This is a genomic window from Shewanella sp. ANA-3 (assembly GCF_000203935.1).
GTDB lineage: Bacteria > Pseudomonadota > Gammaproteobacteria > Enterobacterales > Shewanellaceae > Shewanella.
This window is the reverse complement of record NC_008577.1, coordinates 272,097-297,073: the sequence shown is the minus strand read 5'-3', so window position 1 is coordinate 297,073 and position 24,977 is coordinate 272,097. Positions and strand designations below refer to the sequence as shown.

The following is a 24,977-nucleotide window of genomic DNA, read 5'->3' as shown; positions in this document are numbered from 1 at the left end:
GCCTTGCACAGCGTCTTAGACCTTAAACTGAGCCGTTGTTAAACCAAGTTGATTCGCTAGCCCTAACAGGCTGCGGGTACTGGCGGCTACTTGACTGATGGCCGCGCTATTTTCCTCCGCCGCCGCACTGAGCCCCGCAATGCCCTGAGCAATCGTCGCCGACACTGTGGTTTGTTCCTCCGCAGCCGTTGCCGTTTGGATCATTAAGGCTTTGAGTGTATCGAGCCGCTTGGCAATATCATCCACCGCCGCTTGCATGCCTTCGGCATCCTCTGCGGTTTTAGACGCCTCAGATGAACAAGTCACACTATGCTGCGCCAGTACACCCGATTGCTGCTGAATGCCTTGCAATACCTTTCCAATATCCTGCGTCGCCTCTTGTACCTTCACGGCGAGTTGCCGCACTTCATCGGCGACTACGGCAAAGCCACGGCCATGCTCGCCGGCTCTGGCAGCCTCAATCGCCGCATTGAGGGCTAATAGATTGGTCTGCTCGGCAATCGCATTAATCACATCTAGAACACTGCCGATCTTTTGGCTGTCGGCCTCAAGATTACCCACCTGCTGATGAATGGCGGCGAAACTTGCTAGCGTCACCTGCAAACTTTGACGGGTACTCGCCAGATTCTGCGAGAGAATGCCACTCGATTGAGTACAGGAAGAAACCTCATCGGAAGATTTCATGGTATTGGTGCTGATCTCTGCGGCGGCATAACTCATTTCCTCCACGGCCGTGGCTAACATATCGGTTTCTCTGGCCTGCATCTGAATACTGCTGTCGGCTTGGCTCATTGCCGCCGAGTTTTGCTCTGCGGCTGATTCCAACTCATGGCCCATCCCCACCAATTGGCTAATAATTTCCTTTAATTTGGTCTGCATCCTCGCAAGCCAGCTCATTAAATGATTATCGGCATGGGCGTGGGAGAGACTATGGGTTAAGTCCCCGGAAGCGATAAGGCTGGTCAAATGGCACATATCCTCGGGCTCACCGCCTAGAGGTTTAAGCACAAAGCTGGTGACTAGTTTTGCGGCCGCAATAGCCAGCACTATCGATAGCCCGCACACCACGAGTCCGATATACATCATATGGTAGGCAGGCGCGGCGATTTCACTCACATCAATCTCAGCCATTAAGCCCCATTTGAGTCCCATCTCAACGACAGGCGAGTAGGCCGATAGCACTAGATTATGATTGTAATCATATATCTGCATAACCCCCTCTTGCCCAGCTAACGCAGCCTTTACCGCCAAGGTATCAACCCCATTTTGGGCGATTGTGCCCGCAAAGGAGGCCGATACGGTGCGATTTTTAGGATCTAAAAAGGAGTCGGAACGCATTCGATTATCGGGGCCGATGAGATAAGTTTCCCCTGAATCCCCCATCCCTTCACGGATTTGCATCACGCGGTTAATTCGCTCGATAGACACCTGCGCCGCCACCACAATGCGCTGTCCATGGTACTGAATGCTTTGACCAATAAAGGCGGCCGCTTGTCCATTCGATGGCGCATAGGCGGAGAAATCCTGTAAAAACACGGTATCCGAAGTTGCAGAGGCCTTATCGAACAGTTGAGCCAGCCCTGAAGTTCGGTAAGGGCCGGTACGCAGATTAGTGCCATAGTCTGGTTCTTTCGCCACTGTGTAAAAAACCGAACCGTCATCGGAGATGATAAACAAATCATAAAAACCCAGCAGCTTGTTGAGGGATTTGAGCGTTGAGTCTAAATCGCTCAGGGTTTCTAGATTCGGCTGACTGGCGATCACCGCACTGACAGACTGTAAGTTATCGGAGAAGTCTTGGAACATGCCATTGATCTGTCGCTGCTTAATTTCCCGCACAGCCACTAAACGTGACTGAGCCTCGGCAAAGAGTTCATTTTTAGCAAGATAGGTGACTATCGCTGTCGCAAGTACAAGCGGCAAGAGGACAATCAGTAAACTGATCAATTGAATTTTACGCGTAAATCCCATGGAGACACTCCTTGTCGCACTCAAGATTCCATAATTGCAGGCAAAACAACTCCCGTTAAAACTATAGGTGAAGATTGAAACCTCGACCAAGTGAGGCCATTTTTTTATTCAGTACGCAACTCCCTAATTGAGTAGCCATTAACCTTACTCAGACGCTTTTATGCAAACCGTCCCCAAAACGTGTACTGCGCGATGAAGCAGACCCGCTAAGTGGTTTATGAAATTAACGATGAAAATTTTCACATTGACAACAGCATAAAAATCACATTAAATTGAATACAAATTCAAATTACACACTTTGGGAGCGAAAAATGGAGTTAATCGAGCAAGTCTCAGTCGCGAAAAAAGCCAATATTTACTTTGAGGGTAAAGTTGCCAGCCGCAGCGTATTCTTCAGCGATGGCAGCAAAAAGACCTTAGGTGTGGTCCTCCCTGGAGAATATGAGTTTTCCACCTCTCAGGGTGAAATCATGCAGGTCACCAGTGGTAGTTTCGAGGTATTACTGCCCAATAGTACAACTTGGCAAACCTTTAGCGAAGGTAGCCAATTCGAACTTGCAGCCAACGTCAGTTTCAAAATCCGTAACAATGCAATAGCCGAGTATTGTTGCAGCTACCTGTAACCCCCTTACCGAGGAATGCTTAATCAACTTAGGCATTCCTCAATCAGTTGCTCTCCACTATTGATATAAATTAGAACACTAGACGACTGGTCTAATATATTTTATGCTCCTTCGCCATGAAAACAGAAACCCAATCGACGCGTCAGCATATTCTCGACGTTGGATACTCACTGATCCTCAAACAAGGCTTTTCGTGCCTAGGTTTAGCCCAATTACTCAAGGCAGCCCAAGTACCTAAAGGCTCGTTTTATCACTACTTTAAATCCAAAGAGCAATTCGGTGAGGCCTTGTTAGCAGGGTATTTTGAGCAATACCAAGCAGAACTCGATAGCCTGCTCAACGAGACTCAACTCTCAGGCTTTGAGCGCCAAATGCAGTACTGGCAAAAATGGTTGCACGTGCAGCAGGACGGTTGTGTCGATCAAAAATGCCTAGTCGTTAAGTTAAGTGCAGAGGTAGCCGATCTCTCTGAGGCCATGCGCCTTGTGCTTTTAAAAGGCTCGGCTGGCATCATCGAGCGCCTAACCCAGTGCATTCAGGCGGGGATTGCCGATAAATCCATCTGTGAACAGGATGCCCAGGCAACGGCAGAGTTGCTGTATCACATGTGGCTTGGCGCCAGTTTGATGAATAAACTCGGCCACAGCCATGCCGCTTTAGCGCGCGCCCTTGCAGTGACCGAATCTATTTTAAAGACCAAAACCATGGGTTAATGCCTGCAACGCTGGCACACCAATGCATCAGCAACCCGTTAATGAACAATGAAATATCGCCTCATCGGCCTGATTTATCATTTAGTAGCCAACCAATCTAGACGACTGGTCTACTAAAATTATTTTCCAACCATAGGACACATAGCAGTATGTTCAATTTCGCCTACTACAACCCAACCCGAATCCACTTTGGTAAAAACACCATAGCTGAAATCGATACCTTAGTACCTCGCAATGCCAGAGTCATGGTGTTATTTGGCGGCAGCAGCGCCAGACGAACAGGCACCTTAGCCGAAGTAAAACAAGCGCTTGGAAACCGTTTTGTGGTCGAGTTTGAAGGAATCGAGCCTAACCCAACCTACGAAACCCTGATGCAGGCTGTCGAGCAAGTTCGTGAATTAAACATCGACTTTTTACTCGCAGTCGGCGGCGGTTCTGTGATCGATGGTACCAAGTTTGTTGCTGCGGCAGCGGTATTTGAAGGCGAGCCTTGGGATATCCTCACCAGCTGGGGCGCGAATGTGACTCAAGCCATGCCATTTGGCTCGGTATTAACCTTGCCTGCGACGGGTTCAGAGATGAACAACGCCAGCGTGGTGACCCGTAAATCGTTAAAAGCTAAACTGCCATTCCGTAACGACTTGGTTTATCCGCAATTCTCAATCCTCGACCCTACTAAGACCTTCACCCTACCAGAAAGACAAGTGGCGAACGGCGTGGTCGATGCCTTTGTGCATATCACGGAGCAGTACCTCACCTATCCGGTCAATGCAGCTGTGCAGGACAGATTCGCCGAAGGCTTACTGCAAATTTTGATTGAACTTGGGCCTCAGGCACTCACACAGCCCGAAGATTACGATATTCGCGCCAACTTGATGTGGGTCGCGACTATGGCACTCAATGGCACGATTGCGACAGGTGTACCCCACGACTGGGCAACACATATGATCGGCCATGAACTCACAGCCTTGTATGATATTGACCATGCCCGCACCTTAGCCATTGTATTACCAGCATTATTGCGCTGCACTAAAGCCGCTAAGCGTGAAAAGCTGCTGCAGTTTGCAGACAGAGTGTGGCATATCAACACTGGCTCTGAAGACGAACGTATTGAGGCCGCCATTGCGAAAACCCAAGCCTTCTTCGAGTCCATGGGCATTGCAACTCATTTATCTGCCTACGATTTAGGAAAAGAAGCTGTCGATGCTGTCGTCAATCAGCTTGAACAGCATGGCATGGTTGCCCTAGGCGAGCATGGCAATATCGATCCCACTATGAGCCGCGATATTTTAACCCTAGCGCTCTAAGCTTTGGTTGCCGCCGTCAACGCACCATAGTGGTGCGTTGACTCTCCCCTAAAAGAGGCAAACTCCCCTGCGCCTCAACATCAAAGCCGCTCTCACCTTTCCCATACAAAACATTTGCCGCCAGAACCACGCTCGCCGAAGATTTAAAGGCATAAAAACAAACCCGCGTTTATTCCCACGCTAAACCTCAAGCGAGCTGAATAAACACCATGATTTTTGGTGAAAAAACGACTAATCTTGTAGAACTTCATCTCCAAGGCAAAAGGACTTTCGCATGCGTGCATTAACCCTCATCAGCTTATTGCTGCTCAGCCTGTTCGCCCAGGCAACAGTGTACAAATGGGTCGATAAGGATGGAAAAGTCCATTATTCAGATGAACCACATCCCAATGCCGAGGTTGTTGAGTTAAAAGAGAAAACGCTCAATCAAATTGCACTCCCCCCCGTAAAAAATGATGCGGATGACTCGCAAGTGATCCAACAAATCCAGTATCAAGTCGTCATCACTTCCCCTACGGAAGAGGAAACCGTGAGAGACAATAACGGAGACTTTCAAGTCACCGCCACTGTCACCCCAGAGATCAAAAGCCAGTATCTGATGGCACTCAAACTCGACGGTCAAACGGTCGGTCAGCCTCAAGTGGGTGGCATCTTCCAACTTAAGAACATCGACCGAGGTGAACATACCATTGTTGTCGATGCCATGACTCAAAACGGCAAAGTCTTTGCATCTAGCTCTCCACGAAAGATATTTCTTCATCAAGCGGCGATGAATCCAGTCCCGAAAAAACAACCAAAATCTAATTAAACCATTTAATAACAATTGATTAGGTCGTTTTTACTCAATCTAGCCCTTTGATGAAGTCGAGTTGCAGCCTGCACCAAATCGGTGCAACATAATGGTGCAACCCTATTTTCAGGAACGGTAGATGGATAAAGAGACTCTGCTTAATCATTTAGTCACCGCGGTACTTGTCATCGATAAGGATCTTAAGCCTTGTTATGCCAACGCCGCAGCAGAGCAACTGTTAGGTGTCGGTAGCCATAGGTTAGTCGAGCAAGCCCTGCCGGAGCATTATCAAGCACTTGGTGTTGAAGCGCAGATCCTGAGCGATGCGGTGAAAGCCGGCCAAGGCCTTACGGTCAACACCGCCACCTTAGTGACCTTAGATGCACAACATCATACCGTCGATCTGACGCTGATCCCGCTCGAAGATGAAGCACAACTGAGCCTACTTGAACTGAGACAGGTCGACCAACAACGCCGGATCCACCAGCAACTCAGCCAAGATGCCCAGCAACAGGCGGCGCAATTTCTCGTGCGAAATTTAGCCCACGAGATCAAAAATCCCCTAGGCGGCCTGCGTGGTGCTGCGCAATTGCTCTCGCGGGAATTAGACGATCCGGCACAAAAGGAATTTACCAATCTGATCATTGAGCAGGCCGACCGCCTGCGCAGCCTAGTGGACAGATTGCTCGGCCCGCAGCGACCGACCCAACATAGCCTGCACAACATTCATCAAGTGGTGCAGAAGGTCTATAAACTGGTGGAAATGGCTCTGCCCGCCAATATTCAGCTAAAGCGCGACTACGATCCCTCAATCCCCGATATCGAGATGGATCCCGACCAAATGCAACAAGCCGTGCTGAATATTTTGCAGAATGCGGTGCAAGCCCTTGAGCATACAGGTGGCGAAATCCTGATCCGCACCCGCACGCAACATCAGGTCACTATCGGTTCGCAGCGTCACAAGCTAGTGCTGACCCTGTCCATTATCGACAATGGTCCGGGCATACCACCAGAGCTGATGGACACACTGTTTTACCCCATGGTCACCAGTCGTGAGCAAGGTTCGGGGCTAGGCCTATCGATTGCCCATAACATTGCCAGATTACACTCGGGCAGAATCGATTGTGTATCCAGCCCTGGGCATACCGAATTTATCATTTCGTTACCGATTTTAAGCGCCAAATAATCAAGACAAACCAACACATACCGTATGAGGAAGCAAAATGCGAATGAGTGAACAAGTGTGGATCCTCGACGATGACAGTTCGATACGTTGGGTGCTCGAAAAGGCGCTCCAAGGCGCGAAACTCAGCACCGCCAGCTTTGCCGCGGCCGAATCACTTTGGCAAGCATTAGAGATTTCCCAGCCACGGGTCATAGTCTCAGATATTCGCATGCCGGGCACAGACGGCTTAACCCTGTTAGAAAGGCTGCAAATCCACTACCCGCATATTCCCGTCATCATCATGACTGCACATTCGGATTTAGACAGTGCCGTCAGCGCCTATCAGGCGGGGGCATTTGAGTATTTGCCCAAACCCTTCGATATTGATGAGGCGATATCCTTAGTCGAGCGCGCCCTAACCCATGCGACCGAGCAAAGCCCCGCACCTGCGGCGCAGGAGACGCAAGTCAAAACCCCCGAAATCATAGGTGAAGCGCCCGCGATGCAGGAGGTGTTTCGCGCCATTGGCCGGTTATCACGCTCCTCAATCAGCGTGCTCATCAACGGCCAATCGGGTACGGGTAAAGAGCTAGTCGCAGGTGCATTGCACAAACACAGCCCGCGCAAAGACAAGCCCTTTATCGCCTTGAATATGGCGGCAATTCCCAAAGATTTAATCGAATCGGAGCTCTTCGGCCATGAAAAAGGCGCCTTCACCGGCGCGGCCAACGTGCGCCAAGGACGCTTCGAGCAAGCCAATGGCGGCACCCTGTTTTTAGATGAAATCGGCGATATGCCGCTGGACGTACAAACCCGTTTGCTGCGGGTACTCGCCGATGGACAATTTTATCGTGTCGGCGGCCATAGCGCCGTCCAAGTGGATGTGCGCATTATTGCTGCCACCCACCAAGATCTGGAGCAACTCGTGCTCAAAGGGGGATTTAGGGAAGACCTATTCCATCGGCTCAATGTTATCCGCGTCCACTTGCCGCCGCTGTCACAACGCCGTGAGGATATTCCCCAACTGGCAACCCACTTTCTAGCCTCCGCCGCTAAGGAGATTGGTGTCGAGGCAAAAATCCTCACCAAAGAGACCGCCGCCAAGCTATCGCAACTGCCATGGCCTGGGAACGTGAGACAACTCGAGAATACCTGTCGCTGGCTCACGGTAATGGCCTCAGGGCAAGAAATCCTGCCCCAGGATTTACCCCAAGAGCTACTTAAAGAACCCGCCAGTATTAATCCTATGGCGAAAGGCAGCCAAGATTGGCAATCGGCACTCACAGAGTGGATTGACCAAAAACTGTCTGAGGGAAATAGCGATTTATTAACTGAGGTTCAGCCGGCCTTTGAACGTATTTTGCTCGAAACCGCATTACGCCATACCCAAGGGCATAAACAAGAAGCGGCAAAACGTTTAGGTTGGGGAAGAAATACCTTAACGCGAAAACTCAAAGAATTGTCTATGGATTAAGCATCCATTAAAAAGCAAAAAAGGGATATCACTATCCCTTTTTTATTATTTGGATTAACTCTAAATCATTAGAACTGGTAATGTACACCAATCGCCAGTTGCTTCATATCGGTGTCGATATCTTTCATATTCAAATAGCTGTGGTCAGCATCTAAATCACCTGTGGTGACATCGTAGCTAAAGCGCACATTTAAACGTTCGGTCACGGCAGCATTAATACCTACGCCATATGTCCAACCAAAACCAAGTGAAATCTTCATCGAAACCAAAACCGTCAAAATTCATAGCCATAGATGCAACACCAACTTTTGCATAAGCTGAGAACATATCATTGATTTGCAAAGTAAACTTAGGCGTGAAGGTTAATGCGCCCGCGGTGACATCCGTATCTCTGTCGCCCAAATCGGCCGTCGCAAATAAATTGGCTTCTAAACCAAACCACTCGTTGAAGTTGTAACCACCGTAAACACCGAAACCTGTGCCAGTATCTGAATCATCAACAACATCCACAGCTACGCGGTTTAGTGCGCCACCCACATAAAAACCTGTAGTATCGGCTGCCGCTGAAGCTTGGCCGGCCACTAATGCAGATAATAAAGATACCGCAACTAAAGATAGTTTTTTCATTATATTTTCCTAATGAGTTAACTTGAGTAGTAAACGCGGCGGATATTACAACAAACAAATAATAAGAGTGACATTTTGTAAAAAATAAATACGTTTTATACAGGAAGTATTCAGCTTTAAATTAAACAATAACAAAATTTATATACTTAAGTATTAAATAACATACTCAATATTAAATACTAAGTATTAACTGATTATACGTAATAAATTCATTATGCCGAAATAACACCAACGAATTATCGAACGGCGTTTTCGTTCATCGAGACATTCAATAATCACCACCTTCCCCGACTGCTCGCAGGTCACACGGCTGCGCCACATCAACAAGGGCCAAATATGCAGTCGGTAGCCGTGCTGCGCGATATTAAATGGGATCGTTCTCGGCCAATAATATAAAGATTGACGCAGGATAAGCTCGCTCCAAACGCCCATAGGAGGATTGGCTAAATACGGTTCGGGGAGTTTTGAATCAGGCCCCGCGCTAGCGGCGGGGGCATGTTCGGCAATCAACTCAAAGCGGGTCGATAACCTATGATAACGGCAGATGAGCCGAGTCTGTTCGGCTAAGGGGTGAACCTGTTGCTGCGTCCATGACATAACCATTCCTTTGGCTGTTTAATAACGATTCAAACTTATTATGATGAGGCCGCAGCACTAGGTTCCACCTGCACAGGATCTTGGTGAATAATCACCTCGGCATCTTCAAAGGCGGCTTTCACCCTCAGTCCCGTGGTATCGGCAATACTGTGGGCTTCGTTCAGACTCAAATTGCCATCCAACTCTAAATGGAATTGAATAAAGATAGTCTTACCCGCTTGGCGTGTGCGCAAATCATGCAGCCCTTGGACTCGGGAGTCTTCCTTAGCGATTTGTTTAATCCGTTGACGAGTGTCCTCATCCAGCTCACGGTCGAGCAGCGCTTGAATAGAGCGGTAACCTAGGTCAAATGCCTGTTGGCCGATATAGCAAGCGATAAGCACAGCAAAGAGCCCATCGGCCCACCACCAGCCATATTGGGACAAGACGAGTGCGAGCAACACGGCGCCATTGAGGAATAAATCCGACTTATAGTGCAACGAATCGGCTTCAACTACCGTGCTATTGGTTGCCGCCAGCGCCCGCTTTTGCAACATCACTAATGCTAATGTCAACACAATCGCGACGACTGAGACCACCACACCTAAAGTTGCGTGCTCAACCGGGGCGGGATTGAGTAACCGCTCTCCCCCATAAAACAGCAGCAGGAATGCCGAGCCCATAATAAAGGCCGATTGCGCCAGCGACGCTAACGGCTCCGCTTTACCGTGGCCGTATCTGTGGTCATGGTCGGCGGGGACTATGGCATAACGAATGGCGATAAAGTTGATGATTGAGGCGAGTGCGTCGGCGAAGGAATCCGTTAAGGACGCCAGCATACTGGCCGAGCCAGAATATAACCAAGCTAACAGCTTGATAAGAATAAGGGTCAAAGCGGTAGCCACGGAAGCGCGACTAGCCAGTTTGACCCAAAAATCGTATTGGGAAGTCTGAGTCATAGGGGTCTATATCGGGAAGCTATGACCCTATTGTATATCAGCTTACAAGCTTAACCGCGAGGTTCTTTACCAGCTTGTGCTTCAAATCGCGCTTTAAACTTAGCTTGCTGTTCAGGTGTCAGCAGATTGTAGATTTGATTCTGCATCTTCATCCGTTCAATCGCTTGGGCTTGACGTTTTTCCTGCTGTGCACTCATCAGCGCCTTAGCTTGCGCCTCATCGAAGGTCGCGGAGGTGATCAATGCTTGCATTTCAGCACGATGCGCTAAACGCTCCTCCTTGCTCGGTTTGTCGTCGCTACGTGCGGCGCGTTGCTCAGCAAACAACTTTTTAATGTCGGCCTTCTGTGCATCGGTTAAATCCAAGCCCTCAAACATTCTGTGCATACCATCATGGGCCATACGATCGCCGTGTTTGTGGAACTCGCCACGAGGATGGTCACAACCTTGGCCCGGCTCGGCATTAACTGTCGTCGCGAATACCGCGGAGCTTGCTAGGATGGCAAATAGGCCTGCTTTAAAAGGAGATAATGTTTTCATCATGTTAACCTCAATAGTTCAACGTTATGTTGTAAAGACAAGATACAGTGACGACCCTTTTAAAAGCCGAATCACTTTCGACGATTACAGTCTAAAGCGTCATATGTAAGTGAGGGCGTGATCTGAGTAAATCAGTGTAAAGTTGCGACAATAACTAACAAATTCCCTATTCTTTACTTTGGCTTACATTGCTACACAGCAATTGACATCAAAAGAGGTATACTCAGGCAAAATACTCAAGCCGTCTGTGGTTTAGCACATCGCTTTGAGTCTTTCACACCAGTTCACCCAGATTAAGGAACACTATGAGTCGGATATTATTAATCGATGATGACCTTGGTTTATCAGAACTCCTCGGACAATTACTCGAACTCGAAGGGTTTAAGCTCACGCTGGCCTACGATGGCAAGCAAGGCCTAGAACTGGCCCTAGCGGGGGATTACGATCTGATCTTACTCGATGTGATGTTACCTAAATTAAACGGTTTTGAAGTGCTACGCGCCCTGCGCCAACACAAGCAAACGCCAGTGCTGATGCTCACCGCCAGAGGCGATGAGATTGACCGAGTGGTTGGCCTTGAGATCGGTGCCGATGACTATTTACCTAAACCCTTCAATGACAGAGAGCTTATCGCTCGGATTCGCGCCATCATTCGCCGTTCACACTTAACCGCCCAAGAGATCCACGCCACCCCGGCGCAGGAGTTTGGTGATCTACGCTTAGATCCCTCACGCCAAGAAGCCTACTGCAATGAGCAGCTGATTATTCTGACGGGAACCGAGTTTACCCTGCTACACACGCTAGCGCTGCATGCGGGTGAGTTGATGAATAAAGAAGAGCTTAACGAGATAGTGCTCGGCAAAAAACTCATGCCCTTCGACCGCAGCCTAGATATGCACCTCTCGAATCTACGCAAAAAACTCCCCGAGCGAAGCGACGGCAGACCTAGGGTGAAAACCATCCGTGGCAAAGGCTATATCTGGCTACCATAACGGCGGGAACAACTGTGCCTAATCGCTTATTTATCAAGTTACTACTCGGATTTTGGATCTGTAGCTCGCTGATTATCGCTTTGGTCGGCCTGCTGCCATTGCTGCAGCAAAATCATGACCGCGCCCCAATTCCGCCGCATCTGCAAAAGGTGTTGGCAAGCATAGCGCAGCGTATTCAAGACAATCCCGAGCTAGTCACATCTGATTTTCTGCGCCGCTGGGAAAGACGTGGCGATATGGAAGGCAAACCCCTTAGGCTCTATCTGGCCAACAGCCAAGGCCAAGTGATTAATACCAGCCGAGTGAGCCGCGGTGTACGCAGCTTTATGCTGATGACCGACGAGGAAAAACAGCCGATTAGTCATCAATTTAAAGATGAATTGGTCTTCGGCCCACACCAATTTACCCTTCAGGGTGAAACCTATTATCTCTATGGCCGCTTGCCGGATATTCACCCTCGCCCCTGGTTCTTCTTCTTTATCGAAAATAAGCTGCTCACCCTAAGCCTAGCCATAGTGCTCTCGGGATTACTGTGCGCCATACTCGCTTGGCATTTAGGTAAACCATTAAACTCGCTCAAGAAAAGTGCCGATGCCCTCGCCGAAGGTGATCTCAGCAATCGCGTCGATAAGGCGACCACTCAACGTAACGATGAAATCGGCCAGCTCGCCACCGCCTTTAATAGCATGGCGGATTCGATCGAAGCCATGGTGAAGAATCAGCAACGTTTGATGGGGGATATTTCCCACGAACTGCGCACCCCACTGACCCGCCTACAATTATCACTGGCATTGGCCCGCAAGAAAGGCCAACAGACTACGGAAACCGACCGTATCGCCTATGAGGCCGAGCAACTAGAGAAATTGATCGCAGAGCTCTTGGAGTTGTCGCGGGTCAAACTCAGCACCAATGAGACTAAGGTGCGCCTCGGATTGGCCGAGTCTCTCAGTCAAGTGCTTGATGACGCTGAATTTGAGGCCGATCAACAGGGTAAAAAGATCACTATCGATATCGATGAAGCCATCGAGCTCAGCCATTATCCGAAATCCCTGTCCCGTGCGATAGAAAACCTGCTGCGCAACGCGATTCGTTATGCCCAGAGCGATATTCATCTGCTCGCGAGCCAAGCCAACGGCCAAGTACAGATCACCATTAAAGACGATGGTCCAGGGATTGATCCTGCTGAGCTTGAGGCAATTTTCAAACCCTTCTATCGCCCCGATTCGGCAAGACAGCGAGAAAGCGGTGGCTGGGGCCTAGGACTCGCCATTACCGAAGCAGCCATTAGCGCCCATAAAGGTAAAATCAGGGCCGAGAATCGCCAGCCCCACGGCCTTGAAGTCAATATCAGTTTACCAACCTAAAAACATAAGGCTCGCTAACACAGTTAGCGGGGCTTATATCATCAACAGTCAACTGCCGTTAATCCTTAATCCCTAGCTGTTTTAACTTGCGATACAAGGCATTACGGCTAATCCCCAAACGCTTGGCGCATTGGCTCACATTGCCATCGCAGGCACGGTAAGCCTGCAACACATTCAGATTAATGGTTCCGTGGAGCGAGTCGATGGTGACGGAGCTAGACTCAACCAGCTCGTGCGGATGCGCCGTAGCTTCTGCGTCAGCAACCTCAGTTAAAGTTTGGGGCTCACACGCCAGATTCATTAGCTTTTGAGCAAGGTAATCGGGGAGATGATTGATCTCGAGTACAGCTTCACCTTCGGCCATCAAACAAGCCACCTGCATCAGATTATCCAGCTCCCTTAGGTTGCCGGGCCAATCGTAACGCATCAGTTGCGCCAACAGCTCAGTACACAAGGTTTGCGCGCTGCTGCGGTGACGGCGGTGCAATTTATGGATGATGCGCTCAATATCCTGCCGCTCACGCAGCGCAGGCAGCCGCACCTGCAATCCATTCAGGCGATAAAACAAATCCTGACGGAACAACCCCTGCGCCACCAGCGACTCTAAGTCCATATGGGTCGCGGCGATGATCTGAATATCGACCTTAAAACTTTGATTACTGCCGACGGGGACCACCTCGCGCTCCTGTAGCACCCGGAGTAAACGACTCTGCGCCGCTAGCGGCATCTCGCCAATTTCATCGAGGAACAAAAAGCCGCCGTGTGCCTGGCGGATCTTACCGATAAAACCAGTTCGATTGGCGCCAGTAAAAGCTCCCGCCTGATAGCCAAATAACTCAGACTCAACTAACTCAGCGGGCAAGGCGGCGCAATTTACTGCAACTATGGGCTGTGCGCGGCGGGTACTCTGGGCGTGGAGCTTTTTCACAAATTGCTCCTTACCGACACCCGTTTCGCCAAGCACAAGTAAAGGAATTTGCTTAGTGATCACCTTGTTCGCCTGCTGCCAGGCACGCTCAAGTAATGGGTCACGAAACCTGACACCCAATTGGTTCAAGGGTTTATCTTGAAGGGTTCTGGTACTTTTCGTCTGCGTCAGTGCCAATGCTTGCGTCTGCACATGCAGCGCCGAATCGCGATGAAAGCCCCCCGCTCGCGCCCAATTGTCGCCGAGGTGTTGATCTAAACTGTCACCCAACTTGGCTTGGCTCAGCAGTTGTTTCGCCATGGGATTACAACCCACAATCCGCCCGTCACTGCTAGCGATAACTATGCCTTGCCAGCCGGAATTTAATAGACTCGGCTGCGCCGCGAAATCGATTCGATAATGACTATCGGGTAGATGACACAGCAGCGCCGTTTCGACCTGCTGCGCCAGACTCGACACTAGCATTAAGGTTTGCTGCGAATGCCGTTGCTGCTCACTGGTAATATCAAGCACTCCGAGCATCTCACCTTGGGGCGAAAAAATCGGGCAAGCGGTGCAACTCATAAAACGGTTTTGGCGGATAAAATGCTGCTCGCCGACCACTGACACCGCCTGCTTGGCCGTGAGCGCTGTGCCTATTGCATTGGTGCCCTTATACTTTTCGAGCCAGTTGACCCCAATATCGAGCGCCACATCCGCCAGCTTGCTGGAATAGCGGCTCACCCCCCAATGTTTCAGCACATAACCGTCGGCATCGGAGAGCAATAATCGACTATTAGAGTGCGCCATCAGTTGATTAAATAGCGGCAAGGCGTGGGATTGTACTAATTCGATGAGCTGCTGATATTGCTCATGTTTATATTTGAGCTCCGAACGCGTGAGCCTGAGATCCTCACCGGCACGAAACTCTGACAAGCCAGCACCTAAGCTGCGCTGCCATGAATCGGTTAACCATGCCTGTGTGGTTGGAAAATGCAGTTTTACTGTCATAGCCAAGCTCCCCGAGCGCTGCTCCATTTCGGCACACCCATGGTGTGTCGTTGGATGACAAAATGACCACAGGGCACCTTTCCTTCCGTGAGCGCCCCTATTGTTTGGGATCTGCAAAATTAGCTTTTCATCATACTGTTAGCTCAACAAGTGTACAACTCCTGCCAGTTTGGCACTGTCCTTGCGATGTCTGTTTGTACGCAGTGCTCAAGTGTTGCGTAAGAGAACACCAACTTAATCAATAGCTTTGTCAGTCAACTCGATTGGCAAAGGACAAAAATAACAACAGTGCTTAAACCTATTTCAACAAGACCCATTGCTGAGACGCTGTACATTTAGCGTATTCGGCAGCCACAGAAGGAAAACACTATGATTTATGCTCAACCCGGAACCGCTGGTGCCATCGTTAACTTTAAAGAAAAATACGCCAACTTTATCGGTGGCAAATGGGTCGCCCCAGTCAACGGCGATTACTTTGAAAATCGCTCTCCCGTCAATGGTCAAAACTTCTGTAAAATTCCCCGCTCCGACTACCGCGATATCGAACTGGCGCTCGATGCTGCCCACGCAGCTAAGGATGCTTGGGGCAAAACCTCAGTCACCGAGCGTGCCAATTTACTGTTGCGTATCGCCGATCGCGTTGAGCAAAATCTCGAATACTTAGCCGTTGCCGAAACCTGGGAAAACGGTAAAGCAGTGCGTGAAACCCTCAACGCCGACTTACCTCTGTTTGTCGACCATTTCCGTTACTTCGCCGGCTGCATTCGAGCACAGGAAGGAAGCGCAGCCGATATCGATGGCAACACCGTCAGCTACCACTTCCCAGAGCCATTAGGTGTCGTCGGGCAAATCATTCCGTGGAACTTCCCGTTGTTGATGGCTGCGTGGAAAATCGCCCCCGCACTCGCCGCGGGCAACTGCGTAGTACTCAAACCCGCAGAGCAAACGCCCGTATCTATCCTTGTGCTGCTCGAACTGATTGAAGATCTGCTGCCGCCCGGCATCCTTAACGTCGTCAACGGTTTTGGCGCCGAAGCGGGTCAAGCCCTCGCCACCAGCAAACGCATCGCTAAACTGGCCTTTACTGGCTCCACCGAAGTCGGTTACCACATCTTAAAATGTGCCGCGGAATCGCTGATCCCATCGACAGTCGAACTCGGCGGTAAATCGCCTAACCTGTATTTCGCCGATGTGATGGACCACGAAGACGAGTATTTAGATAAGGCCGTCGAAGGCATGTTGCTGGCCTTCTTCAACCAAGGTGAAGTCTGTACTTGCCCATCACGGGTATTGATCCAAGAGTCGATTTACGATCGCTTTATCGAAAAAGTTCTCGCCCGTGCGCAAACCATCAAGCAGGGCAACCCGCTGGATACCGCCACCCAAGTGGGCGCACAGGCCTCCCAAGAACAGTTCGATAAGATTTTAAGCTATCTCGCAATTGGTAAAGATGAAGGCGCACAGGTGCTCTTAGGCGGCTCGCTCTGCCAACTCGAAGGCGATCAAAGCAAGGGCTATTACATCAGCCCAACGATCATGAAAGGTCATAATAAGATGCGGATTTTCCAAGAGGAAATCTTCGGTCCGGTTATTTCGGTCACCACCTTCAAGGATGAAGCCGAAGCCTTGGCAATTGCCAACGATACCGAATACGGCCTTGGTGCGGGTGTATGGACGCGGGATATGAACCGCGCTCAGCGTCTAGGTCGAGGCATTCAAGCGGGTCGAGTTTGGATTAACTGCTACCACGCCTATCCCGCCCACGCAGCCTTTGGTGGTTATAAGAAGTCAGGCATCGGCCGTGAAACCCACAAGATGATGCTTAATCACTATCAAAACACCAAAAACCTATTGGTGAGCTACGATATCAATCCGCTCGGGTTCTTCTAACCAAACTGAAACTATGCCTTGATAACAAGAAAGGGCCATGGGCCCTTTCTTTGTTTTTATCGCATTGAACTATAAGAACATACCGCCAGAAGCCTCGATACGCTGGGCGTTTATCCACGCCGCGGCGGGTGACAACAAGACACTGATTGCGCCGCCAATATCCTCGGGTAATCCCACCCGCCCCAAAGCCGTTTGCTGCGCTAAAAACTCATTCATTTTTGGATTATCCCGCACGGCACCACCACCAAAGTCCGTTTCAATTGCACCGGGAGCCAGCACATTGACGCGAATCCCGCGTGGCCCTAGCTCCTTCGCCCAGTATTTGGTCATGGTTTCGACCGCGCCTTTCATGATGGCGTAGGCACCAAACCCTGGGACTGCAAAGCGCGTTAACCCCGTAGAGACATTGATAATACTGCCATTATCGGCAAGCAGAGGCAGCAACGCCTGAGTTAAAAAGAAGGGGCCTTTGACATGGATATTCATCAGAGTATCGAACTGCTCCACACTGGTTTCAGCCATGGGAACATGGATACCAATCCCAGCATTATTAACTAGATAGTTAAAACTATCCCGCAGCCAAGTCTGTTCGAGTGCGGCTTTTACGCGCAGCGAAAAATCACTAAAGGACTGGCTATCACCCACATCTAACGGTAAAGCGACGGCCTTGCGTCCATGCCATTCAATTTCCGCAACCACCTCGGCGGCTGCAGCGGCATTGCTTTGGTAGGTTAGAATAATATCAACACCTTGTGCGGCTAAGGTCAGGGCCGCATTTTTACCTAAGCCACGGCTTGCACCAGTGATCAGCGCGATGGGAGCTGTGTTCATTGTGTATCCTCTTCATTCATCTATGTTAATGCCGCCGCACAGCATGGCGATTCCACTACACAGCTTATTACTTGCACAAAGAGGGATAAACACACTATAAATGGCAAGACTGTTAGCTATTAGAGAACAATTGCGATGCAAGATAGACTACAAGCCATGCAAATTTTTATGCGAGTGGCTGAATTAGAGAGTTTTACTCAAGCCAGTATCAGCCTTGGTCTGTCGAAAACCCATGTGTCGAATGTCGTAGCTCAGTTCGAAACCGCACTAGGTGCACGCTTACTACAACGCACCACTCGCACGGTGCGCCTCACTCAAGACGGCATAAGTTGTTATGAGCGCTGCAAAAACTTGCTCACCGACTATCAAGAATTAGAAAGCCTTTTCCAGCTACAGGCGACGCAAATTTCGGGGCGCTTAAGAGTCGATATGTCTACAGGGATTGCGCGCAACTTAGTGCTTCCTCATCTTCCTGACTTTATTGAACAATATCCCCAAATTGAGTTGGAGCTAAGCAGCACCGACCGTAAAGTCGATATTGTCGCCGAAGGTTTTGACTGCGTGATCCGCGTTGGCAGCGTGCAGCAAGAAGGCGTTATCGCTAAAAAGATTGGCCACTTTAAGATGCTCAATTGTGTCAGCCCAAGCTACATCACAAAATACGGCAGACCCTCGAATATAGAAGAACTTAGCCATGGGCATAAGCTTATCCACTACGTTGGCCAGTTAGGCGGCAGTGATTCAGGATTTGAGTATCTGAGCCAAGATAACCACGAACTATGCGCCCTAGCCTTACCTAAGCTAATCACAGTCAATAATGCCGATGCCTACAGCGCGGCCTGCCTAGCGGGATTAGGGATTATTCAAGCGCCGAATATTGGGGTGGCAAAATATCTCCAAACCGGAGAACTGATTGAGATCCTGCCAGATTACCCAGCCCCCTCAATGCCAGTGAGCCTGCTCTATCCCCATAGACGACATCTTTCTAAAAGACTTCAGGTATTTATGGCTTGGTTGACCGAGCTGCTAACGCCTTTTTTAGTATCGCGTTAACGGCCAGTCTCGATATTCGCTAACCGCTGCGACAGTTCCGCCATCGAGCTTGCCGTGTGGGGATCGCACTCAGGGTTGGCTACTGGGCTAAATTCGAGACGCGGACCGCCGAACCGACCTAAACGGCTTGGCAGAATATACAAATCCCAAACTAGCTGATCGTAGTAATGCAGCCGCAGGCCATTATCCGCAACTGGCCAATGGGCATAGAGTAAAAACGAATGATAGCTCTGCGAGAGGGAGCGACTCGCCACTAATTTAAAGGATGCATCGAGCAGGCTGCACTCGGTCGATTCTTCAAAGGGGCAATTGTAGGAGGTCAGCAGTAAATAGCCTTGGGCGCCATTGGGTAACGAGCAGCGGTACTGGGCCTCAAGCTGCCTTCCTGCGATGTTGACCCCAGCAGCTTGCTGATTGAAATATAAAGGCTGAGTGAGCGCCTCGGTATCGGACACTCGCAGTGTGAAGGCTGTTATCGGCTGCATGCGGTATCCTCCCTGAGCCTTGAAATCGCTAATTTCGCTTCCAATACAAGCCCATCAGTATCAGGTATCCCACAAAATACGCTAGCAAGTCGAGTGGATCGAAATGGCTACCAATCACGATTCGCGCCAAGCGATTGCCGCCCAGCCCCAGTTTGTCCACTAAGCCCCAATACTGACCAAATTCGATAGCGAAGGCAAACAGCAACACCGCCAGTGCCAACCATGGCGTGTGCCAAAACCGATTGATTGGCTCCCCTTTTGCATTCACTACAGGCACTAGTGCGCGCGCCATGCAAAACAACAGGATCACCACTAACACGTCACCGACAAAACCGCGAATAAACCCCGAAGGCGCAAAACGCGCGATCAACACTTCGATGATAAACAGCAGCACCGCATAAATTAAAAAAGATTTTCGATCGGGCCGACGGCTAAAAAGATGGACAGGCATAAACGGTTAATCCCTTACCTCTCGAAGATGAAGCGGAAAAATCTAGCTGAATACCAATAGCTTAACAAGCTTAGTTCGATGGATTTCTCACTTATTTACCCAGTTAGCTCATCAGAACACCGGGCAAGTTCACCCCGCAAAATTTAAGCGCCGTTTAAGTTTGGCTTTAGTAGCCTGCAAGCACACCACCTTAGGAGCAACAGATCATGTCCTCAAATATGCAGCAAAACATCAAAGTCTGGGATCCCTTGATCCGTATCTTTCACTGGTCATTGGTGGGCTTTTTTACCTTAGCCTACCTCACCGAAGGTGAAGACGAATGGATGAATATCCATAGTTACGCCGGCTACAGCATCTTAACCCTGCTGGTATTTCGCCTGTTATGGGGCGTTATTGGCACTCACCATGCGCGTTTTATCAACTTTGTTACCCGTCCGAGCATCGCATGGGCATACCTGAAGGAACTGTTCACGGGCAAGGCTAAGGATTACATCGGCCACAATCCCGCAGGCGCACTGATGATAGTCGCCCTGATCCTCAGCATAGGGTTCACTGGCTTCTCCGGCATGGCGCTTTATGCCACCGATGGCCAAGGTCCACTGGCCACAAGCTTTTTCGCCACTTGGCCCGAGGGCGCCCTGAAGGAAGTGCATGAGTTTTTCGCCAACTTCAGCCTGCTTCTTATCGTCACCCATGTCGGCGGCGTGATCGTCAGCAGCCTGCTGCATAAGGAAAACCTCGTCAAAGCCATGCTGACAGGTAAAAAGCAGCGCCAACTGATCCAACAAGATGAACATCAATAATCGTCACAATCCGACCGTTCAAAGGAGTCAGACATGAACAACAACCTGAATAAAAGCCTGATGGGACTGGCGCTCACTGTGGTACTGCTCAGCAGTGTTAATGCCAGTGCCGCCAATACTAAGGTCGCCAGCTTGCCACTCAGCGCCGAGCGAATTGGCTTACAACTGCAACAATATCAGGCACAAGGTGCAGGCCCCTTTAGCGCCGCAGCAGGACAAGCACTGTGGCTACAGCAGAGTGAAGACCGCAGCTGTGCCAGCTGCCACACCGCCAAAGTGACAGACTCAGGTATGCATCAAAACACCCGAAAGTCCATCGAGGCCATGGCGCCGTCGCTCACCAGTAACCGTTTAACCGATGCGGCCAAGATTGAGAAATGGTTTACCCGCAACTGTAACTGGACCTTTAAACGCGAGTGCACGCCTCAAGAAAAAGGCGACGTACTGCTGTGGCTGAGTTTGCAATAACGGCGTTATTCACATCCATTTTAATCATTAAAACCTAAGGAAATATCATGACTAAACAAGCCCATCCCCTAAGCTGGATTGTAGGTTCAACACTCACCGCCCTCGCCCTTGCGATAGGCGTCGTAGGGCTCAGCTTGACCTTTACTGGTACAGGTTATGCCCACGATGGCTTCGAACATAATCAAGCCATCCCACAAAATGCAGAATATTCAGCAGAATGCGGCAGCTGCCATATGGCGTATCCCGCAAATTTACTGCCCGCCGAAAAGTGGCAGGCAATTACCAGCAACCTAAGCAACCACTTTGGTGATGATGCCAGCCTAGCGCCTGAAGCAACGGCTAGAATTGAGCAATATCTCGTTCAACATGCTGCGCAAAATGGTAAGGTCATGAAAAATAGCAAACCTTTGATTGACGGCATGGGGCCGCAGAAAATTACCGAGCAGGCATTTTTTATCCGTAAGCACGATGAGATCCCAAGACGCATGGTGCAAGATAACCCCAAAGTCGGCTCATTCAGCCAATGCAGCAATTGCCATAACCTCGCAGAGAAGGGCATATTCGATGAAGATACCGTTAATATTCCTAGCTTTGGCCGCTGGGATGATTAACAGCCCAAGCTGTCTAGCCCATGATGAAGACCTCTCCAACAAAGTGGTCGAATGGGTGAAGGAGGGTAAAGTATTACCCTTCGACACCATAATGCAGCGCTATGAGTCGCGCCTTAAGGGGCGCTTGCTCGACCTCGAGGTCGAGCAAAAACACGGGCGCATCATCTATGAACTCGAAATCCTGCGCGACGATGGCATCGTCTATGAGATTAAGATCGATGCCAAAACGGGTGAATGGCTTAAGGAAAAGGTCGACTGATGCGCTTACTCTTAATTGAAGACGATACTGACTTAGTGGCTCGCCTCATCCCCGCCCTTAACAAGGCGGGCTACACGGTTGAACATGCCAATAACGGTATCGATGGCGCGTTTCTTGGTGAGGAAGAAACCTTCGAAGCGGTGATCCTCGATTTAGGCTTGCCCGGTAAGCCGGGCTTAAGCGTACTGAGCCAATGGCGCCAAAAGGGCTTGCTGATGCCAGTGTTAATTCTTACGGCTCGCGATGCTTGGCACGAACGCGTCGATGGCCTTAAGGCCGGCGCCGATGATTATCTCGGCAAACCATTCCATGTAGAGGAGCTGCTCGCCAGATTGGAAGCGCTGATCCGCCGCCACTTTGGCCGCGCCGATAATCTGCTGCAACATGCAGGCGTCTCCCTCGATGTGGATAAACAAGCGGTGACCAATGCCGAAGGGGATGTTATCGAGCTGACTAAGATTGAGTATCGCCTGCTGCATTATTTAATGGCCAACCCGACTAAGATTGTCTCCAAATCCGAGTTGAGTGAGCGCATTTACGAAGAGGAACAAATCAAAGACAGCAATGTGATTGAAGTGTACATCAACCGACTCCGCCAACGCCTAGGCAAAGACTATATCGAAACGCGACGCGGCCAAGGTTATCGACTCAAGGATGCCTAAGCGTGTATTCACTCAAAGCCTATCTCACCCGCAATCTGCTTATCACCCTCACCTGTGCCATGGCGCTATTGTTGTATTTACTGTTTCAAGGCATTCAAATCTTAACCCAAGACTTTGTTGCCTCGCGCCTACAACACGATGCCGATAGTCTGATCTCCGCCCTCGAACCGCAAGCCGATGGCACTTGGTCACTGAGTGCCGATAGGCTCCCCAATGTGTATCACAGGGTCAATTCGGGCCACTACTTTGCGATTAACATCGGTGAACAGCTATTACGTTCACGCTCGCTGTTTGACCATGCCGTCTCACTCCCCAATCTTAACGTTGGCGAGCAACAACAAGTCACTCAATATGTTGGGCAGGAACACTGGCTGATGTTCAGCCAGACCATAGTCAAGAATGGGCAAACCATTACCCTGTGGGTGACGGAAGACATAAGCTCGCTTGAGCAAACCCAATTACGCTTTTTAGGCTTTGCGGCGGTAGTGGTACTGCTGACCATTATGATCCTACTATTTGCGCAGCATCTGTTGCTCAAACGAGGCTTTAAACCGCTAGAGCAAATGCCAGATGCCATCAGGCAACTGCGGCTCCAGGGGCAAGAAATCGATACCCAGCACACGCCAACAGAAATTAGCCCTTTGATTGAGGAAATCGAACGCCTCATTAATCAACTCGGGCAGAGGGTACAACGTTCACGCAATGCCTTGGGTAATCTTGCCCACGAAATGAAACGTCCTCTGCAAGGGCTACAATCCTACCTCGAGAGCCTAGCGCCAGAGCAAAGACGCGAAGGCAGTAAGGTGCTCGCGGATCTGCACCATATTATTGAGCGAGAGCTTAAACGTACTAAAATCGTCGGGCTTTCAACCCCTGGACGTTTCACCGTGCTCAATGACGATCTGCCGCCACTTATCCAAGTGATGCAGCGCATTTATCCTGAGCGTCAAATTGATAGTCAGTTTGATAAAACACTTGTCATGCCCTTCGACCGGGACGACTTGCTGGAACTGCTTGGCAATCTGCTCGATAACGCTTGTAAGCATGCGCATCGACAGATACAGCTTTGTATTAAGCAGACGAATACCATCAATCAAGCGTATCAAATAGAGGTCAGCGACGATGGCGAAGGCGTATCGGATAGCGATTTAGCTGTGATTACGGAGCGAGGGATTCGGCTCGATGAGAGCATTCAAGGCCATGGTTTAGGCCTGTCGATTTGCAAAGATATTGTCGAGAGTTGTCAGGGGGAACTTAGCTTTACGCATTCAGCTCTTGGCGGGTTAAAGGTTAGTGTGATATTGCCTCAACCGCATTAAGCGCACAGCAAAGCAAACACTCTGCTGTGCGATGGGGATTATGATTTGTAAGGCATAGGGCCAAGATAATCTTTCTTACCCACATCCACACCGTTATGGCGCAAAATCGCATAAGCTGTCGTCACATGGAAATATAAGTTTGGGATAGCATGCTCAATCGCAAACTCGTACCCTGTCAAATACTTACCTTCCCAACGAGGTTGAGAAACATGGATAGTCGCCGCATCGGCAAAATCTGCCTCGGTAAATTGAGACAAGTACTCGATAACAGAAGCAATACGCGCCTGCAGCTCAGGTAACGTCGTTTCAGTATCATCATGCTTAGGCACAGTTTCTAAATTACCCGTCAGACGTGCGACCCCAATCTTAGCGGTATCACAGGCGATCTGGATCTGACGGATCAGATTAAATTGATCGGGTGCTAAGCGGGAATTCAATAATACCGCCATATCCACCTTCTTCAAGTTGGCAAAAACCTCACCCTTCTCCAGAATAAGACTCAAATTTTTCAGCATCTTGCTAAATTGAACAGCCGTTAAATCATAAAGCATGACATAAACTCCTGTGATAAACGCCACCAGATTGCAGCACTTCGGATTATCTTGGGGCAAATAACATGATTTCAACAGCAGAAAATAAAGATTTATTTTGCGTTAGCCTGAGGGCTGGTAGACAAAGAAAGATAGGAGCGGCTAAAAAATGGTACAGATAAAACGAAAAAAGCCTCATCTTTCGATGAGGCTTATCTCTTTGTGTTGGCGGAGCGGACGGGACTCGAACCCGCGACCCCCGGCGTGACAGGCCGGTATTCTAACCAACTGAACTACCGCTCCAACTCTGTCTGGCGCTACTTGTTTCAGGTAGAGACCAAATTAGGCGCTTGGCGATGACCTACTCTCACATGGGGAGACCCCACACTACCATCGGCGCGATTGCGTTTCACTTCTGAGTTCGGGATGGGATCAGGTGGGACCACAATGCTATTGTCACCAAGCAAATTTGTTATTTACTACCTGTCTTATTGTCGCAGGCAGTAAATTAATTCGGAAAGCTGGTTTGAGTTGCACTTCTTAAGTGTTTGTATTCAAGCTAAGAACTGTACGACCTCCAGGGAAGGAGGAAGTACT

Annotated in this window: 25 protein-coding genes, 1 tRNA gene, 1 rRNA gene and 1 pseudogene; 16 read left to right on the top strand and 12 right to left on the bottom strand. The window is 49.7% G+C overall.

What is annotated here, in order from left to right; all coding sequences use genetic code 11:
* Positions 1 to 15: 15 nt before the first annotated feature.
* Positions 16 to 1,971, bottom strand: a complete 1,956-nt coding sequence (locus SHEWANA3_RS01420) for a methyl-accepting chemotaxis protein (protein ID WP_011715503.1) — start codon at positions 1,969 to 1,971, stop codon at positions 16 to 18.
* A gap of 311 nt (positions 1,972 to 2,282) precedes the next feature.
* On the opposite strand from SHEWANA3_RS01420, the gene SHEWANA3_RS01415 reads away from it, so the two are divergent.
* From SHEWANA3_RS01415 to glnG, 6 genes are all read left to right on the top strand, one after another.
* On the top strand, positions 2,283 to 2,594 hold the full coding sequence (locus SHEWANA3_RS01415; RefSeq protein WP_011715502.1) for a pyrimidine/purine nucleoside phosphorylase: 312 nt from the start codon (positions 2,283 to 2,285) through the stop codon (positions 2,592 to 2,594).
* A 116-nt stretch (positions 2,595 to 2,710) separates the two neighbouring features.
* Positions 2,711 to 3,307, top strand: coding sequence for a TetR/AcrR family transcriptional regulator (locus SHEWANA3_RS01410; protein ID WP_011715501.1), 597 nt, complete (start codon positions 2,711 to 2,713; stop codon positions 3,305 to 3,307).
* Between the two features lie 149 nt (positions 3,308 to 3,456).
* Positions 3,457 to 4,614 carry an iron-containing alcohol dehydrogenase gene (locus SHEWANA3_RS01405; protein WP_011715500.1) on the top strand — a complete coding sequence of 386 codons (1,158 nt, stop codon included), beginning with the start codon at positions 3,457 to 3,459 and terminating at the stop codon, positions 4,612 to 4,614.
* 274 nt (positions 4,615 to 4,888) lie between these two features.
* Positions 4,889 to 5,422: a DUF4124 domain-containing protein gene (locus tag SHEWANA3_RS01400; protein WP_011715499.1), complete on the top strand. Its 534-nt coding sequence runs from the start codon at positions 4,889 to 4,891 to the stop codon at positions 5,420 to 5,422.
* A gap of 121 nt (positions 5,423 to 5,543) precedes the next feature.
* Positions 5,544 to 6,590, top strand: a complete 1,047-nt coding sequence (gene glnL, locus SHEWANA3_RS01395) for a nitrogen regulation protein NR(II) (protein WP_011715498.1) — start codon at positions 5,544 to 5,546, stop codon at positions 6,588 to 6,590.
* 37 nt (positions 6,591 to 6,627) lie between these two features.
* Positions 6,628 to 8,043 (top strand): nitrogen regulation protein NR(I), encoded by a 1,416-nt coding sequence (glnG, locus tag SHEWANA3_RS01390; protein WP_041412493.1) that lies wholly within the window; start codon positions 6,628 to 6,630, stop codon positions 8,041 to 8,043.
* 68 nt (positions 8,044 to 8,111) lie between these two features.
* Here glnG and SHEWANA3_RS01385 read toward each other — a convergent pair.
* The 4 genes and pseudogenes from SHEWANA3_RS01385 to SHEWANA3_RS01370 all read right to left on the bottom strand — a co-directional run bounded on the left by SHEWANA3_RS01385 (position 8,112) and on the right by SHEWANA3_RS01370 (position 10,744).
* Positions 8,112 to 8,670, bottom strand: a pseudogene (locus tag SHEWANA3_RS01385) (porin family protein).
* 186 nt (positions 8,671 to 8,856) lie between these two features.
* Entirely contained in the window at positions 8,857 to 9,267 is a 411-nt protein-coding gene (locus SHEWANA3_RS01380) for a hypothetical protein (RefSeq protein ID WP_011715495.1), read from the bottom strand.
* A 38-nt stretch (positions 9,268 to 9,305) separates the two neighbouring features.
* The gene (locus SHEWANA3_RS01375; RefSeq protein ID WP_011715494.1) at positions 9,306 to 10,205 is read right to left on the bottom strand and encodes a cation diffusion facilitator family transporter; all 900 of its coding nucleotides are present in this window, start codon (positions 10,203 to 10,205) and stop codon (positions 9,306 to 9,308) included.
* Positions 10,206 to 10,255: 50 nt separating this feature from the next.
* Positions 10,256 to 10,744: a Spy/CpxP family protein refolding chaperone gene (locus tag SHEWANA3_RS01370; protein ID WP_049796036.1), complete on the bottom strand. Its 489-nt coding sequence runs from the start codon at positions 10,742 to 10,744 to the stop codon at positions 10,256 to 10,258.
* A gap of 305 nt (positions 10,745 to 11,049) precedes the next feature.
* Between SHEWANA3_RS01370 and SHEWANA3_RS01365 the strand changes: the two genes are divergently transcribed.
* Both SHEWANA3_RS01365 and SHEWANA3_RS01360 read left to right on the top strand, forming a co-directional pair.
* Complete coding sequence (locus SHEWANA3_RS01365) at positions 11,050 to 11,736, top strand: response regulator (RefSeq protein ID WP_011621060.1); 687 nt, start codon at positions 11,050 to 11,052, stop codon at positions 11,734 to 11,736.
* Between the two features lie 14 nt (positions 11,737 to 11,750).
* Positions 11,751 to 13,100 carry an ATP-binding protein gene (locus tag SHEWANA3_RS01360; protein ID WP_011715492.1) on the top strand — a complete coding sequence of 450 codons (1,350 nt, stop codon included), beginning with the start codon at positions 11,751 to 11,753 and terminating at the stop codon, positions 13,098 to 13,100.
* Positions 13,101 to 13,158: 58 nt separating this feature from the next.
* Here the strand turns inward: SHEWANA3_RS01360 and SHEWANA3_RS01355 are convergent, their stop codons facing one another.
* Positions 13,159 to 15,018, bottom strand: coding sequence for a sigma-54-dependent Fis family transcriptional regulator (locus SHEWANA3_RS01355; protein WP_041412902.1), 1,860 nt, complete (start codon positions 15,016 to 15,018; stop codon positions 13,159 to 13,161).
* A 369-nt stretch (positions 15,019 to 15,387) separates the two neighbouring features.
* On the opposite strand from SHEWANA3_RS01355, the gene SHEWANA3_RS01350 reads away from it, so the two are divergent.
* The gene (locus tag SHEWANA3_RS01350; RefSeq protein ID WP_011715490.1) at positions 15,388 to 16,908 is read left to right on the top strand and encodes an aldehyde dehydrogenase family protein; all 1,521 of its coding nucleotides are present in this window, start codon (positions 15,388 to 15,390) and stop codon (positions 16,906 to 16,908) included.
* Between the two features lie 69 nt (positions 16,909 to 16,977).
* Here SHEWANA3_RS01350 and SHEWANA3_RS01345 read toward each other — a convergent pair whose 3' ends face one another.
* Positions 16,978 to 17,739 (bottom strand): SDR family oxidoreductase, encoded by a 762-nt coding sequence (locus tag SHEWANA3_RS01345; protein WP_011715489.1) that lies wholly within the window; start codon positions 17,737 to 17,739, stop codon positions 16,978 to 16,980.
* A gap of 135 nt (positions 17,740 to 17,874) precedes the next feature.
* Here SHEWANA3_RS01345 and SHEWANA3_RS01340 point away from each other — a divergent pair, with 135 nt between their 5' ends.
* A complete protein-coding gene (locus SHEWANA3_RS01340) occupies positions 17,875 to 18,792 on the top strand; it encodes a LysR family transcriptional regulator (protein WP_011715488.1) in 918 nt (305 codons plus the stop codon).
* Here the strand turns inward: SHEWANA3_RS01340 and SHEWANA3_RS01335 are convergent.
* Complete coding sequence (locus tag SHEWANA3_RS01335) at positions 18,789 to 19,277, bottom strand: hypothetical protein (RefSeq protein ID WP_011715487.1); 489 nt, start codon at positions 19,275 to 19,277, stop codon at positions 18,789 to 18,791. The genes SHEWANA3_RS01340 and SHEWANA3_RS01335 overlap by 4 nt on opposite strands.
* A 28-nt stretch (positions 19,278 to 19,305) precedes the next feature.
* On the bottom strand, positions 19,306 to 19,728 hold the full coding sequence (locus SHEWANA3_RS01330; protein ID WP_011715486.1) for a DUF2809 domain-containing protein: 423 nt from the start codon (positions 19,726 to 19,728) through the stop codon (positions 19,306 to 19,308).
* A gap of 206 nt (positions 19,729 to 19,934) precedes the next feature.
* On the opposite strand from SHEWANA3_RS01330, the gene SHEWANA3_RS01325 reads away from it, so the two are divergent.
* Genes SHEWANA3_RS01325 through SHEWANA3_RS01300 form a run of 6 tightly spaced genes read left to right on the top strand, consistent with a single transcriptional unit; the run spans position 19,935 to position 23,850 of the window.
* Positions 19,935 to 20,531, top strand: a complete 597-nt coding sequence (locus SHEWANA3_RS01325; protein WP_011715485.1) for a cytochrome b/b6 domain-containing protein — start codon at positions 19,935 to 19,937, stop codon at positions 20,529 to 20,531.
* Positions 20,532 to 20,564: 33 nt separating this feature from the next.
* Positions 20,565 to 20,999: a DUF1924 domain-containing protein gene (locus SHEWANA3_RS01320; protein WP_011715484.1), complete on the top strand. Its 435-nt coding sequence runs from the start codon at positions 20,565 to 20,567 to the stop codon at positions 20,997 to 20,999.
* A 47-nt stretch (positions 21,000 to 21,046) separates the two neighbouring features.
* Positions 21,047 to 21,610 carry a diheme cytochrome c gene (locus SHEWANA3_RS01315; RefSeq protein ID WP_011715483.1) on the top strand — a complete coding sequence of 188 codons (564 nt, stop codon included), beginning with the start codon at positions 21,047 to 21,049 and terminating at the stop codon, positions 21,608 to 21,610.
* Positions 21,603 to 21,869: a PepSY domain-containing protein gene (locus tag SHEWANA3_RS01310; protein WP_011715482.1), complete on the top strand. Its 267-nt coding sequence runs from the start codon at positions 21,603 to 21,605 to the stop codon at positions 21,867 to 21,869. Before SHEWANA3_RS01315 ends, SHEWANA3_RS01310 begins: the two co-directional genes overlap by 8 nt.
* Positions 21,869 to 22,531 carry a response regulator transcription factor gene (locus tag SHEWANA3_RS01305; RefSeq protein ID WP_011715481.1) on the top strand — a complete coding sequence of 221 codons (663 nt, stop codon included), beginning with the start codon at positions 21,869 to 21,871 and terminating at the stop codon, positions 22,529 to 22,531. Before SHEWANA3_RS01310 ends, SHEWANA3_RS01305 begins: the two co-directional genes overlap by 1 nt.
* A 2-nt stretch (positions 22,532 to 22,533) precedes the next feature.
* Positions 22,534 to 23,850 carry a sensor histidine kinase gene (locus tag SHEWANA3_RS01300; protein ID WP_011715480.1) on the top strand — a complete coding sequence of 439 codons (1,317 nt, stop codon included), beginning with the start codon at positions 22,534 to 22,536 and terminating at the stop codon, positions 23,848 to 23,850.
* 38 nt (positions 23,851 to 23,888) lie between these two features.
* On the opposite strand, the gene SHEWANA3_RS01295 is transcribed toward SHEWANA3_RS01300, so the two are convergent.
* The 3 genes from SHEWANA3_RS01295 to rrf all read right to left on the bottom strand — a co-directional run bounded on the left by SHEWANA3_RS01295 (position 23,889) and on the right by rrf (position 24,844).
* Positions 23,889 to 24,401, bottom strand: a complete 513-nt coding sequence (locus tag SHEWANA3_RS01295; protein ID WP_011715479.1) for a DUF1993 domain-containing protein — start codon at positions 24,399 to 24,401, stop codon at positions 23,889 to 23,891.
* Positions 24,402 to 24,606: 205 nt separating this feature from the next.
* A tRNA-Asp gene (locus SHEWANA3_RS01290) sits at positions 24,607 to 24,683 on the bottom strand.
* A gap of 45 nt (positions 24,684 to 24,728) precedes the next feature.
* Positions 24,729 to 24,844: ribosomal RNA gene (rrf, locus tag SHEWANA3_RS01285) — 5S ribosomal RNA — on the bottom strand.
* Between the last annotated feature and the right edge of the window lie 133 nt (positions 24,845 to 24,977).

Coding starts and splice junctions, on each gene's coding strand:
- SHEWANA3_RS01400 (WP_011715499.1), top strand. CDS start 4,889: ATGCGTGCATTAACCCTCATCAGCTTATTGCTGCTCAGCCTGTTCGCC.
- glnL (WP_011715498.1), top strand. CDS start 5,544: ATGGATAAAGAGACTCTGCTTAATCATTTAGTCACCGCGGTACTTGTC.
- SHEWANA3_RS01315 (WP_011715483.1), top strand. CDS start 21,047: ATGACTAAACAAGCCCATCCCCTAAGCTGGATTGTAGGTTCAACACTC.
- SHEWANA3_RS01325 (WP_011715485.1), top strand. CDS start 19,935: ATGTCCTCAAATATGCAGCAAAACATCAAAGTCTGGGATCCCTTGATC.
- SHEWANA3_RS01295 (WP_011715479.1), bottom strand. CDS start 24,401: ATGCTTTATGATTTAACGGCTGTTCAATTTAGCAAGATGCTGAAAAAT.
- SHEWANA3_RS01370 (WP_049796036.1), bottom strand. CDS start 10,744: ATGAAAACATTATCTCCTTTTAAAGCAGGCCTATTTGCCATCCTAGCA.
- SHEWANA3_RS01320 (WP_011715484.1), top strand. CDS start 20,565: ATGAACAACAACCTGAATAAAAGCCTGATGGGACTGGCGCTCACTGTG.
- SHEWANA3_RS01340 (WP_011715488.1), top strand. CDS start 17,875: ATGCAAGATAGACTACAAGCCATGCAAATTTTTATGCGAGTGGCTGAA.
- SHEWANA3_RS01405 (WP_011715500.1), top strand. CDS start 3,457: ATGTTCAATTTCGCCTACTACAACCCAACCCGAATCCACTTTGGTAAA.
- SHEWANA3_RS01380 (WP_011715495.1), bottom strand. CDS start 9,267: ATGTCATGGACGCAGCAACAGGTTCACCCCTTAGCCGAACAGACTCGG.
- glnG (WP_041412493.1), top strand. CDS start 6,628: ATGCGAATGAGTGAACAAGTGTGGATCCTCGACGATGACAGTTCGATA.
- SHEWANA3_RS01345 (WP_011715489.1), bottom strand. CDS start 17,739: ATGAACACAGCTCCCATCGCGCTGATCACTGGTGCAAGCCGTGGCTTA.
- SHEWANA3_RS01375 (WP_011715494.1), bottom strand. CDS start 10,205: ATGACTCAGACTTCCCAATACGATTTTTGGGTCAAACTGGCTAGTCGC.
- SHEWANA3_RS01410 (WP_011715501.1), top strand. CDS start 2,711: ATGAAAACAGAAACCCAATCGACGCGTCAGCATATTCTCGACGTTGGA.
- SHEWANA3_RS01330 (WP_011715486.1), bottom strand. CDS start 19,728: ATGCCTGTCCATCTTTTTAGCCGTCGGCCCGATCGAAAATCTTTTTTA.
- SHEWANA3_RS01310 (WP_011715482.1), top strand. CDS start 21,603: ATGATTAACAGCCCAAGCTGTCTAGCCCATGATGAAGACCTCTCCAAC.
- SHEWANA3_RS01365 (WP_011621060.1), top strand. CDS start 11,050: ATGAGTCGGATATTATTAATCGATGATGACCTTGGTTTATCAGAACTC.
- SHEWANA3_RS01335 (WP_011715487.1), bottom strand. CDS start 19,277: ATGCAGCCGATAACAGCCTTCACACTGCGAGTGTCCGATACCGAGGCG.
- SHEWANA3_RS01355 (WP_041412902.1), bottom strand. CDS start 15,018: ATGACAGTAAAACTGCATTTTCCAACCACACAGGCATGGTTAACCGAT.
- SHEWANA3_RS01420 (WP_011715503.1), bottom strand. CDS start 1,971: ATGGGATTTACGCGTAAAATTCAATTGATCAGTTTACTGATTGTCCTC.
- SHEWANA3_RS01415 (WP_011715502.1), top strand. CDS start 2,283: ATGGAGTTAATCGAGCAAGTCTCAGTCGCGAAAAAAGCCAATATTTAC.
- SHEWANA3_RS01350 (WP_011715490.1), top strand. CDS start 15,388: ATGATTTATGCTCAACCCGGAACCGCTGGTGCCATCGTTAACTTTAAA.
- SHEWANA3_RS01305 (WP_011715481.1), top strand. CDS start 21,869: ATGCGCTTACTCTTAATTGAAGACGATACTGACTTAGTGGCTCGCCTC.